The organism is Nostoc sp. MS1 (genome assembly GCF_019976755.1).
In the GTDB taxonomy this organism is placed as follows: Bacteria; Cyanobacteriota; Cyanobacteriia; order Cyanobacteriales; family Nostocaceae; genus Trichormus.
The window spans coordinates 319943-332950 of sequence record NZ_AP023441.1; the positions used below are offsets into that span (position 1 = coordinate 319943).

At 40.2% G+C, this 13008-nt stretch carries 9 protein-coding genes; 2 read left to right on the forward strand and 7 right to left on the reverse strand.

The window, feature by feature from the left end; all coding sequences use genetic code 11:
- Positions 1-501: 501 nt before the first annotated feature.
- The 3 genes from NSMS1_RS01355 to hflX form a co-directional block, all read right to left on the reverse strand.
- Entirely contained in the window at positions 502-2004 is a 1503-nt protein-coding gene (locus NSMS1_RS01355; protein WP_224085439.1) for an IS5 family transposase, read from the reverse strand.
- A 203-nt stretch (positions 2005-2207) separates the two neighbouring features.
- Positions 2208-3104, reverse strand: a complete 897-nt coding sequence (locus NSMS1_RS01360) for a 2OG-Fe(II) oxygenase (protein ID WP_224090309.1) — start codon at positions 3102-3104, stop codon at positions 2208-2210.
- Between the two features lie 272 nt (positions 3105-3376).
- Positions 3377-4933: a GTPase HflX gene (hflX, locus tag NSMS1_RS01365; RefSeq protein WP_224090310.1), complete on the reverse strand. Its 1557-nt coding sequence runs from the start codon at positions 4931-4933 to the stop codon at positions 3377-3379.
- Here hflX and NSMS1_RS34980 point away from each other — a divergent pair, their 5' ends adjacent.
- The gene (locus NSMS1_RS34980) at positions 4934-5062 is read left to right on the forward strand and encodes a hypothetical protein (protein WP_263432551.1); all 129 of its coding nucleotides are present in this window, start codon (positions 4934-4936) and stop codon (positions 5060-5062) included.
- Between the two features lie 376 nt (positions 5063-5438).
- Here the strand turns inward: NSMS1_RS34980 and NSMS1_RS01370 are convergent, their stop codons facing one another.
- From NSMS1_RS01370 to cofG, 3 genes are all read right to left on the reverse strand, one after another.
- Complete coding sequence (locus NSMS1_RS01370) at positions 5439-7217, reverse strand: tetratricopeptide repeat protein (protein ID WP_224090311.1); 1779 nt, start codon at positions 7215-7217, stop codon at positions 5439-5441.
- Between the two features lie 229 nt (positions 7218-7446).
- Positions 7447-8775 (reverse strand): ATP-binding protein, encoded by a 1329-nt coding sequence (locus NSMS1_RS01375; RefSeq protein ID WP_224090315.1) that lies wholly within the window; start codon positions 8773-8775, stop codon positions 7447-7449.
- Between the two features lie 281 nt (positions 8776-9056).
- Positions 9057-10070, reverse strand: coding sequence for a 7,8-didemethyl-8-hydroxy-5-deazariboflavin synthase subunit CofG (gene cofG, locus NSMS1_RS01380; protein ID WP_224090318.1), 1014 nt, complete (start codon positions 10068-10070; stop codon positions 9057-9059).
- A gap of 222 nt (positions 10071-10292) precedes the next feature.
- Between cofG and psbA the strand changes: the two genes are divergently transcribed.
- Positions 10293-11375: a photosystem II q(b) protein gene (psbA, locus tag NSMS1_RS01385; protein ID WP_224090320.1), complete on the forward strand. Its 1083-nt coding sequence runs from the start codon at positions 10293-10295 to the stop codon at positions 11373-11375.
- Between the two features lie 130 nt (positions 11376-11505).
- Here psbA and NSMS1_RS01390 read toward each other — a convergent pair whose 3' ends face one another.
- Positions 11506-12789 (reverse strand): hypothetical protein, encoded by a 1284-nt coding sequence (locus NSMS1_RS01390; RefSeq protein WP_224090322.1) that lies wholly within the window; start codon positions 12787-12789, stop codon positions 11506-11508.
- Between the last annotated feature and the right edge of the window lie 219 nt (positions 12790-13008).

The window sequence follows — 13008 nt, forward strand, 5'->3', positions numbered from 1 at the left end:
ACTTTGAAGCAGTCACAAAATATATGGCTTTCTTTTAAAATTCCGCTTTTTGCGTGAATTATTGCTTCAGCATTTTACTAACTTACTAGTTTGTAGCTGCGAGTTGTATTTACCAATGTTTGAAGGTGGGATGCGCTTAATAGCAATTTCTAAGGCTGTTATCTTTTCAGTTATTAGTAGATACAATTTGCCACAGCAACTTCCATATAGTCTATAGTTTATTTATATTTTTATAGTAACTTTAATTTCAAGGGTAAAAGAACTAAAATTCATGTAAATACCTAAGTATTAACATTTTTAGGCAATAGCTAAATATAAGTATTTTTATGCAATTTTATTCTTTTCCAGAAACTTACTTAAATGTTTTATATATAAATTTTCTTAAAACAGAACAAATTACTTATCTTAAAACGGTTTGTAAAGATTGCAGTAATTTTGATTAAAGTAAATAGGGCTTGCTGAAAAAGTCATTTCAAAGGAAGAGAAAAATTGATTAAGTAGTCAGTCCAGAAAAAAGATAAGTTTTTGTTGTTTAAGGTTTAATGAAATATCAGTTTCGATAATAGAAGAAGTAAAAAAAGACTCAGTTTTGAAAAATAGGCAAAAAAATACACAAAAAAGCCGTAATAGCAGAGTAGAAAGATTCATAACTAAAAAAGTTATGGCAATAGCGGTGAAAGAAGTATGAGGAAGTTTAGCCATAACTCTACCAAGGCTAAATCTTCGTTTACCTTGTCCAAACTTGCCCTCAATACAATTACGAATCCTTTCGTCATAAGCGGCTTGTTTCTTCTTTTCAGGGCTGACATTTTGGGGGGGTCTACCTAGTGGTGGGCCACTAATTCTAATTCCCCTTTCTTGACACCAAGCTCGATTCTCCCTCGTCCGATAAATCTTATCAACATGAACTGATTCAGGATAATATCCGGTGTAGTTTTTGTATGCTTCTACTTGTGATTTTAAGTCTCCTGATTCGTTAAAGTTGTCCCAACTAATATGGTCTAAAAATACATAGCCATCATAGTAACTAGCTGAAAACTTAGCCCCAAACTCTACTGTTCTCCCGGCTTTACCTCGGATAATCGGACGAATGTGTGGTTGGTTTAAACTGACAATGCGGTCTTGTATACTAATTTTTTGATTTTCATATAACCATAACTGTTGACGATAAACTTCTGCTACTACTAGCAACATCTTATATTGACTGTTGCTCAGTTTTAATAGTGACGCACCTAAATTTATTAGCTGCTGAATATGAGTTAAATTTCTGTTGATATATTGCAGTTGCTTTCTGATAGCTTTCCTTCTTTCTTTAACTGTTGGTTTTCTTTTCTTGGCTACTGCTAAATAATCCTTTCTTGCTTTGTTTCTGTAGGTTCTTGGTTTGTTGATATTTCTTACTAATAAGGACTTATATAATGTATCTATGATTGTTTCTGTTTGCTTTCTGGCTTGATTTAATAATCCTAAATCTGTCGGATAACTTATGTCTGCTGGCGCACAACTAGCATCTAATATTAATTTTCCTCTATTGGCTGGCTTACTTTTTGAATCCTCGACCTCTGGCTTTTTTGCTCTTACTTCTACCTCCTGTTTATTTTCTAACATCTTCCTGACTATTTCTTGATTGATTTTATTGACTAATTCTATATCTATCCTTTCTCTAAAATGAACTAGCATTGACGGGTCAAATGCAGATTCATTACTATATGCTGACATTCCTATAAAGTATTGCAGATACGGGTTCTCCCGAATTTGTTCTACTGTCTCTCTGTCACTTATTCCTAATTTTTCTTTAATTATTAATGCTCCCAACGCCATTCTAAATGTTTTGGCTGGCGCTCCCATTCTTGCTGAAAATATTTCTGCGTACTCTGCTTCAAATTTTGACCAAGGTATCATGTTCGCCATGATTACCCATCGGTTATCTGACGCTAGTTTTCCCCCAAAGGGTAGTTCAAAGTTTTCTGCTGCTTTTTCTTGCTTTTGCGCTCTTCGATACATTTTAACGCAACTTGCTACAAGGATTTTTACTTATCTTACCCTTTTTCTTTTCACCTTATTTTTCTTTCCTGACCCTGAAACTCTTCATTCTGCTATCTTTCGCCCTTATTCAGCCAGCCCTAAATAATATAAAAAGAAGACAATGATCAGCGCCTTCTTTACATTAAAAATATATTGCAATGATTCGTTTGATAAAGTGATAGTTAAACTTCTGTTCTACGTACCCAGCCATTGATGGTAAAGCGGCTATCTGCGAAAGACTTAGAAGGACAATTTACAGGTAGAACTTCGTGCATATATCGACTGAGGAAAAACACAAGACTGTTATTACGCGGCTCAACAGTCTTGAATGATTCAGCACTTACATAAAAATTGTTTTTGACTTCACTATCGTAGATAACTAACTCTCCACCAGAAAACTTTTTAGGTTCTCGATAAAAGTAATAGACATATGTGAGTTCTCTTGTAGCTGTCTCTGGGCTACCATTATCATTATGCACTTTATAGAAGTTACCATCATTATGTGCTGTAAGCTGGCTTTCTATTTGCGATACATTAAAGGACGGCATATCTAATTTACTGATGATGTCAGGAATCATTCTCTGAATTTTATTAACAATTAATTCTGAAAATTCAGGAAACGAGTAGAGAGCCATTGAACGACGATAATTTTTATCATTAGTAGAAGTATTAGTTTGTGCAAACGCTGATTTGTTCGCTAGTACATATTTAATTAACCTTTCATGCTCTTTAGCAGATAGAAAATTATCTAGTTGAATATAATTAGAATTTAAAACATTGGTAGTAACAGGTTTGATATTTTCTACTTGTTGTACCCACACAGGAGGTTCTGTAACTACGCCAATAAGTTGGTCACTAGAAAAACATAAAGCAGAACGGCCTTCATTTATAGGAATTTGAAATAAACAATGACTGGCAGATTCTTGTTGAGCAGCACGAGCCACAATTGTAGTTACAAGGTTATTTAGTATTGGTGCGTCTGATTTTAAATAAATAGTATATTGATGTCCTCCAGCTAATAGCAGTTGAACTTTGACATCTTGTGATTGTGATGGTTGCAAACCTGTTTGTATAGTCATTGCTGATAATACTTTGTGAAAGTTGACTTAGTGGCTAAAGATAAGTTAAAAGGCAATTTCTAATGTAATATTCTTTACCTATTATTAATCGTTCTAACATGCCTATCTCAAGATTGTCATTAAGTAAATTCCACATCATTCAATATTAAGAAAGTAGGATGAGCAATGCAGCACCAAAATCATCATAGTTTGAACCTATCCCTAGCTATGAATAAAAAATGCCGCAGTCACAAAGACTACGACAGTATAATAATTTTATGAAGACTAAGGGTTTACCCCAGGTCTACAGCGTACTCAATTAGTTGACCTAAACGATGACGTAAGGTTTCTAATCCTAAACGCTGACTGGCAGAAATAAACACAGCCAGGGGAAACTCTTCCCGTGCTAAGGCTAGAGTTTCACTATTTACTTGATCAATTTTGTTAAAAGCTACCAACGCCGGGCCTGGGGTTATCGGCATTTGTGCTAGTATTTCCCGCACTGCACGAATATGACTTAACCAAGCTGGATGAGATAAATCAACCAGATGTAGTAAAGCATCGGCTTCTGTCACTTCTTCCAAGGTGGCGCGGAAAGCATCCATCAATGATGCAGGTAGTTCATGGATAAACCCTACTGTATCTGTAATCAGAATCTCTTGGGGTTGTCCAGTCTCCGCGTGAGGAATGACTAGGCGGCGTGTAGTTGGGTCAAGGGTAGCAAATAGCTGGTCTGCTGTATATACTTCAGCGTTAGTTAACGCATTTAATAAGGTAGATTTACCAGCATTGGTATAACCCACCAAAGCAACGGAAGGAACTTCCTGATGTTGTCGCCGTTGTCTTAACCGGGAACGGTGCGCTTGTAATTGGTCAACTTCTTGTTGCAGTCGAGAAATCCGGCGTTGAATGGCGCGGCGTTCGGTTTCTAGTTTAGTTTCACCAGGGCCGCGTGTACCAATACCACCCCCCAGTCGGGACATTGCTTGACCTCTACCAGTGAGTCGCGGCAGCATATATTCTAGCTGTGCTAGTTCGACTTGTAATTTCCCGGCGCGAGATTGGGCGCGTTGGGCAAAGATATCTAATATAACTTCGGTGCGATCAACTACGCGGATACCAATTTGCGCTTCTAGGTTGCGGACTTGGGAGGGTGAGAGGTCGCGGTCAAAGACCACTAGATTACACCCCAAGGTTTGGGCTGTCAGGGCGACTTCTTGGACTTTACCCTCGCCAATGACGGTTTGCGGATGAATGCGCGATCGCTTTTGTTGTACTGTCTGTAGTACGTCTCCACCAGCCGTATCCACAAGCCGCGCCAATTCTGCCACAGTGTCGTGGAATTGTTGTAATGACATATTATCAGTCATCACACCTACAATTAACACGCGATCGTGGTCAGCATCTACTTCCTGGGCGACGAACTCTCGTCGGAACTCCTCTTCCAGTCCTTCCACTAGGTCAAGGAAATCTTGATCTGCCAGATCATCTAAATCCAGTGGTGGTGATATACTCCAACCGCCAGACTGACCATTGTTTGACCCAGAAAGTACTGTACTAGGAATCAACGCACGGGCATCTTGCGGGACTAGGTGCGCTAAATACGCTTCTTTGACGTATCCTGTAGCCCCACCACCGCGCCTTGTAAAGCCTGTCCCGGTAATATTGATGACCACTAAGGCATCTAAACGCTGCATTGCCATTGCTGTTAAAGCGGACTCATTAGGCGGTTCCGCCTTGAGATGAGTGGAAATGCAACGGATCCCACTAAGACGTTCTGCACCATAACGCGGTAATTCCATCGGTGGAATTTGCGTCTGACGCGGTGTGCCTACGCCAACCCGAATCACTTGTCCGCGACGGTTGACATAGGCACATACAGGGAGGTTAATTTCCGTGCTAATAGCCGCCAGACGCTGGGAGAACTCAGGCGTTGTGATGCGATCGCCTGGGATGCGCTGGTGGTACAGTCGCTGTAGCTGCTTCAGCTGACTGGATTTTAAACCCTGAAGATTACCGAAAATAGTTTCTATAGGCGTTTCGACCAGCTAAACTGGCCCCCCGAATCCATCTATTGTCTATTTTACAACAGTGCTAAGGGTGCAAGGTCAATCTTGTGTGGGTACATGGCTTTTTAGCTTATCAGCCATTGTTTTCATAAGTATAATCAATACATACAATTGCCTCTATTTCATCCAGCAATGGTCAGCAAATTGGTGTAATGGCAATGGCAAGAAACTTTCGCCATTGGGTGAGGGAACAGTTAGAGATTGAGAAATAGTTGGTTATGAAAATGTGAGTTATACCATTAATTTATATGGTTATTATAGGTATAAGTTTAAAGGTAATCTCATTTTATTTTTCCATCAAGCCTTGAAAACGTTCATCATCCTTAATACTATTAAAATCATCATCATTAATTGCCCATTTACGACATTCATGAGGATTTAGATTAATGGCTCTTTGCAAACTTTCAATTGCTTGTTCAGTGTTACCTTGCAGTGCATAGCAGCAAGCCTTATTGTACCAAGCAAGGTGATCATCTGGTTTAAATTGCAGTGCTTGATCGAAGGATGCGATCGCTTCTTCATTACGTCCTAAATTCCTGAGCGCATTGCCACGATTGTTCCAAGCTAGGTGATAATCTGGTTTAAATTGCAGTGCTTGGTCGAAGGATGTGATCGCTTCCTCATTGCGCCCTAAATTCCCTAGTGCAATGCCACGATTATTCCAAGCTTGATGATCATCTGGTTTAAATTGCAGTGCTTGGTCGAAGGATGCGATCGCCTCTTTATCGCGTCCTAAATTCCCTAACGTATTGCCGCGATTGTACCAGGCTTGGTAATAATCTGGTTTAAATTGCAGTGCTTGGTCAAACGATGCGATCGCTTCTTCATTGCGTCCTAAATTCCTGAGCGCATTGCCGCGATTGTTCCAAGCTTGGTGATAATCTGGTTTAAATTGCAGTGCTTGGTCAAACGATGCGATCGCTTCTTCATTGCGTCCTAAAGTCCCTAGCGCAATGCCTCGATTGTACCAAGCCTGGTGTATATCTGGTTTAAATTGCAGTGCTTGGTCAAACGATGCGATCGCTTCTTCATTGCGTCCTAAATTCCTGAGCGCATTGCCGCGATTGTTCCAAGCTTGGTGATAATCTGGTTTAAATTGCAGTGCTTGGTCATAGGATGCAATCGCTTCTTCACTTCGTCCTAAATTCCTGAGCGCATTGCCGCGATTATTCCAAGCTTCGTGATAATCTGGTTTAAATTGCAGTGCTTGGTCATAGGATGCGATCGCTTCTTCATTGCGTTCTAAATTCCTGAGCGCATTGCCGCGATTGTTCCAAGCTTCGTGATAATTTGGTCTAAATTGTAGTGCTTGGTCGTAGGATGCGATCGCTTTTTTGTAATCGTTTGCAGCAGCGTATAATCTACCTAGTTCACGTAATAATTCTGCTTTGTTATTAACTATTTGATTTTCTGTTGCGATTAATTCTTGAATAGCTAGTATTTTTTGTGTTCGTTCTTCTGGTGTTAAAGCCTGATATTTTTCATAATCTGCATCCTGAAGTATCCGTGATGATTCTTGTTCTAGCGTTTCCGCATCAACAGGAAATTCAAACAAACCTGAACGCCAGTCAAAGAAGTCTGGAGCGCGTTGGATAAAATACTTAATTGCAAATATAGGTAGCAAGAACACAAAACAGATATTAAATTTCTCTCGAAAACGCTCTCGCTGTTGATTGAGGTTGATTAAAACAGGCGGTACACCTTTCCAACTATATGAATGTGTATCTCTACTATCCCATCCTGACAAAGCTTTACATTCTTCGTATTGATAAAATGATTGCTCTAAACCAGTTATAAATAAAATATCAATTTTTTGTTTATTGTTTAATTCATCAATTATTTGATATAAGTTATCAACAGATTCCTTTAACTCCAAAACTTCAATATTTTTATCAGTAACATCTTCTGTAACTTGGTTAACTAACTGCTTACCTTGGGATGGAGAACATCGCACAAATAACAAACCAAAGCTATCTGTAAACTTTAGCGTGCGAACTAAGGCTTGATATTCTTCATCTGCGGCTACTGGTAAATCTTCATCCCAATTAGTTAATTCTAATGTCATAATTTCAGACAAATACTGTAGATACAGTTTAGCTTGATTTAACTTAAGCCTGGGCTAATGTAATTCGCAGCTATACAAGCAAAGTCCGCCTACACGGACTAACCAAAAGTTTAGGGTTTTTCAACCTGCGTTAGGCTTTGCCGTTGCCGTTCGCGGTAGCGTCCCGTAGGGAAGGCTAGGCAGGTTTCGTCTGTGTACACGCACTTTCTAACCGCCCATTTAGCTTTTATTATGAATAAAGTTGATTATATTTATCTTGAAATTCTTTAATTCCTTTAATTAATGGATGGATATCATACCATACCTGACTTTCTCCCTCTTCATTCAAATAACGATATTCCAAAATACAGCGATTAAATAATAAACCTCGATACAGTTGGTTGTTTTCTATTTGTTTAGATTGATACACCCTTGCTAATGCTTCCCATTCATTATAAAAAACAGTATTGCGATAGGTATTTCGCAACTCGCTAATTGAACGCTGTAAGGCTCTCTTAGAAATGGGTAAGCTCTTAGTGTATTTAATCGCTTCCTTCATTAATAATAATAAATTTCGCACATGACCTCCGCTCATCAAGCAGAGATTGTCTAAAGCTTCTCTCTGCTCAAACATATCGACGACAGATAAACTAGGGTTAATCAAACTCAGCCGTTTTTGCAATATTTCCTTAACTTTCTCAATTCCACGCTGATAAGCTTCATTCTCTGGTGTTTGCACCATAATCATCGGCAGAACTTGAGTATTGCCATATATATTTGCCACATCGGCAGCGCGGTTAGAATAAAGTAAGGAAATTGGCACTGTATAAATTAAATGGCAATCTAAAGCTTGTAACTGTTCACTCCTATCAATAAAAATCTGGTCATGATTACTGCGTCCATCTTCTTGAGGTATAGGGACAATTCGGTCTAAGTTATCAGCAACTAACACCAGTTGAGAATAACCATCAGGTAAGTGTTTTTTTGCATCTTTAATGAACTGATTCAACGCCTCAATTAAAGTAACAGTATGCGGGTTGACTCTTTCACGAATTTTTTGACGTTGACTAGGTTCAGTTCTTAAATTGGCGGTGATTTTGGCAAACTGAGAAATTTGAGCCTCTACACTTAAGCTTTCTAAAGCAACTTCCGTCAAAGCAAAATCTTTTAAATCTTGCCAACGGTTGTTGAGCCAATTCAACAAACTTACAGGTTTAACAGTATCTTTTAATCCTTCTAATAAATGTCGGGTGCAAGCTAGGAGAATATCAGTATATTGGGCATCTTCTGGATCAATATCTTCTTCATCGCTGGGAAAATAAACTACAAAGCAGCCACTCTCATCCAAAAATTTCTGGAGACGCAGGAGTTCCGTTGACTTACCCGCACCTCGATGTCCTGCATAAAGTTGACAAGTCTTTCTGTCTGACAACAAAATTTCTCTACCTACTTCCACAAGAATATCGCCGTCTCCCCGCACTTCCCCACAATCGACATAAGCCGGATCTCCTGCGGGTAAAGGTCGGAATGGGTCAAAAGCGTTGTATATTCGCTTCAAAAGAGCAAATTCTTGTGTCATAAGTATAAGTCTCCCAGGTTAGCGCCATATTAGCGCATAATCACGGAGCTAAGTATGCTCAAACTGTAATGTTTTAATACACAATATATATTCAGTTCTAAAACTCGCCAATGAGTATCAAAGACTCATTCATCAGTATCAAAGACTTACCGTCGAGTATCTAGGATAGATGAACACCGTTCAAAGACTCATTCACGAGTATCAAAGACTCGTAGCCGAGATTTCAGAACTCATGAATAATGAGAATATAAGAACATAAACAACTTTGCACAGCTTAATTTTCACAAAATAGAAGCTGGTGTTAAAGTCTTTCGCCATTGTTGCACCGCTTTTTGCAACTCCTCTGACAACCAACCATCAAATTGCGGATACACAGGTAAACGCGGGACTAACTGCCAACCCGCCGGCTGTAAAATTTCCCTTAATTCCTGTTCTTGAAGATGGGGATAATCGGGATTGACTTCATCTATCGGCCCAATTCCCCCTAAATCTCTTGCACCAGCTTCTATACAAGCTAGTAACCATTGCTCATCCTTAACCAAATTAGGCGGAATTTGAATTGTAATATCTGCGGGTAAAATCTGCCTTGCTTGGGTAATGATTTTTGGTAATTGATGGGGGTTAAAAGCTGGTGCATCAAAGGTTTGCTGATTTCCTGGGCTATGGGGTTGTAAAATCACTTCTTGTATATGATGATGACGCTGATGCAGGTTCGATATTGCTTGTAATGTTTCCCAGCAATCATCCAAGGTTTCCCCAATTCCCAACAGTAACCCTGTTGTAAAGGGAATTTGCAACTCTCCAGCCCATTCTAATTGTTTTAGCCTGAGTTCTGGTAACTTACTCGGTGCATGACGGTGGACTGTTTCTAATAATTTTGGCGTTAACTGTTCCAGCATCAAACCCAGAGAAACATTGACGGTTTTTAGTAGCTGCATCTCTGCAAAACTTAAAGGCCCCGCATTGGTATGGGGGAGAAATCCCAGGTTTAAGGCTAATTTACATAAATCATAGATTCTTTGGAACCATGCCTGACGCTGCGGTGAGTGGGGGTGTACTTCACCACTGAGGATGAGGATTTCACAGACTTTTTGCTTTTGCAGTCGCCGTAAGATTTCCTCTGCTGCGGATAAAGTCATCCAGGGACTCTCTCCTGGGTTGGTGCGAAAGTTGCAGTAGGTGCAGCGATTAAAACACTCGTAGGTAGGAACGATTGTATATGCAGGGCTGTAGGTAGTGTAATTGCGGTGAGGCTTGTTACAGTATATCGCACTTGCACTATCGGCATCTAACATAAGAATGATTTTTCCTTAATATAAGTTAATTTGAGTGTGAGTAACACAATTTTATTTTCATTACAAGTTAAAACTATTGTAATAACTGGATCTCAGCCTATTTAATAACTATTTAGAAAAAAGTTTTCTCAAAATACTTTACAAAACGCAATAAGTAGGATTAAGATGTGTAACAGGTGGAAGCACCTAAAACATTCATACAAGCAACGTAATCATAAAGACATGACAGCAACCTTACAACAGCGCCAAAGCGCCAACGTATGGGAGCAGTTCTGCAACTGGATCACCAGCACCAACAACCGCCTATACATCGGTTGGTTCGGCGTACTCATGATCCCCACATTGCTAGCTGCAACCACCTGCTTCATCATCGCCTTCATCGCTGCACCTCCAGTAGACATCGATGGTATCCGCGAACCCGTAGCTGGTTCCTTACTATATGGAAACAACATCATCTCTGGTGCAGTTGTTCCCTCCTCCAACGCAATTGGTTTACACTTCTACCCCATTTGGGAAGCAGCATCCTTAGATGAGTGGTTGTACAACGGTGGCCCTTACCAATTGGTAGTATTCCACTTCCTCATCGGCGTATTCTGCTACCTCGGTCGTGAGTGGGAATTATCCTACCGCTTGGGTATGCGTCCTTGGATCTGCCTAGCATTCTCCGCTCCAGTAGCAGCAGCAACCGCAGTATTCTTGATCTACCCCATCGGACAAGGTTCCTTCTCAGATGGAATGCCCTTGGGTATCAGTGGTACATTCAACTTCATGATCGTGTTCCAAGCAGAACACAACATCCTGATGCACCCCTTCCACATGTTAGGTGTGGCTGGTGTATTCGGTGGTTCTTTGTTCAGTGCAATGCACGGTTCATTGGTAACTTCCTCTTTGGTTCGTGAAACAACCGAGAACGAATCACAAAACTACGGTTACAAATTCGGACAAGAAGAAGAAACCTACAACATCGTTGCAGCACACGGTTACTTCGGACGCTTAATCTTCCAATACGCATCCTTCAACAACTCCCGTTCCTTGCACTTCTTCCTAGCTGCATGGCCCGTAGTTGGTATCTGGTTCACCGCGTTGGGTGTAAGCACAATGGCGTTCAACCTCAACGGTTTCAACTTCAACCAGTCGATCATCGACTCACAAGGTCGTGTCATCAACACCTGGGCTGACATCATCAACCGCGCTAACTTGGGTATGGAAGTCATGCACGAGCGTAACGCTCACAACTTCCCCTTAGACTTAGCGTCTTCTGAAGTTGCTCCTGTTGCTATCAGCGCTCCTGCTATCCACGGTTAATTCCTAAGCTTTAGCTGAATAAAAAAAAAGCGCCCCCAACTGGGGGCGCTTTTTTGCTTTGAGTTTGTAGTAAGGACTTTAGTCCTTTTTTGACTTATCTGAGGACTGAAGTCCTCACTAAATAACCTTCTTAGGAAATATCATCGGCATTAACCCATTCATCATAGGATGAGTCGTAACCGACGTAATGAAGAAAGTATTGATGTCCTTGAATTTTCTCAATCGTTGCAGTGTACCAAGTTTCCTCATCTTCACTCCAACGTTTCACCTTTTTACCGACTGCATATCCGTTATCATCAGTTGCAGCATAGTCGCCTGTACGAATGTCATCTTCACCAACCCATTCGTTATAGGATGAACCGTAGCCGATGTAATGGATAAAGAATTGATCATCTTGAACCTTTTCTATTGAGGCTTCATACCAATCTTCTTCTTCTTCATCCCAAACCTCTACTTTCGTACTGACTGTGTATTGAGTTGTATTATTTTGCAGAGGTTTTGCTGGTTCTGGTGGAATTTCTTGTTTGACTAAAGTATGTGCTTGCAAGATTAATTTGCGAGCTACTGTTTGAATACCTGTATGCTCAAAGTAATTGGTGGTTTGGTCTAGGAATGCAGCTACGAAATCTAAATTATCATCAGCAATTTGAATAAAATTACCCAGATGACTGGAAATTGATTGTGGGGTGATACCTGTCTTACTAACTAAATTATTCATCCAGCCTTGGACAGAGTTGAAACCTTGATTGATAAAGCCAAGTTTATCGGTGGGGTTATTGCCTGGGAGGGAGCTGTTGATGGCTTGGAATACAGGATTTTGAGTTACAGCATTGGAGTCAGCACCACTAATCATGGACTGAATTTTACTCAGGAAGTCGGGGCCTAATGGCAAAATACCATCTAGACAAACTAGGGCTACCATTCTAATTAAGGAAGCATCCTGATAATTATTAGCCAGAGAATTGGCAAACTCTTGGGGGTTTGGTTGGGGAATACCGTTGAGTTTGCAAAAAACGATAATTTCGACGGCAATTTTTAATAGTAAATCAATGGTTTGAGTGAGGTCGGCTTTAGGGGTAATATTGTTTAAAAATGAGAGGAAGCCAATTTTCTCGCCTAATTTATTGGCTAAGGCCGCAGTCGCCATTGCTGTATCGGCTTTATCTAAGGTTTGGTAAAGTTTGATGGCTGCTTGGTAGCCTTGTTGAGGATCGTGATACAAAGAAGTGGCGCGATCGCGGATTCTTTGAATAACCTTAGTATCGGTTTCTCCGGTGACTGCCCGGATGGTATTATCGAAACCTACTAAATTTTGCCATTGACCAGGGGCTACATAATCTAAAGCTTGTAAAACTTTGACGGTAATATTATCACTGGGTAACTCATCAACCAACTGAATAATTGACTTATCCACAAATTAAACCTCACAATCTTGCAGAATACTGATGCAGATAAGGACTAGAGATAGGGGTTTTGCTGATGTATACCCTCATACCCTCCTCAACTCATGGGGCTGATGTTGGCGGTAAACGATACATAGCCTCTTGAGGTAAATCACTAACTGAACAGTATTTATAGAGTTCCCAAGATGGCAAAAAAAGTAACTTATATTTCCTAATACTTACTTAAAGAA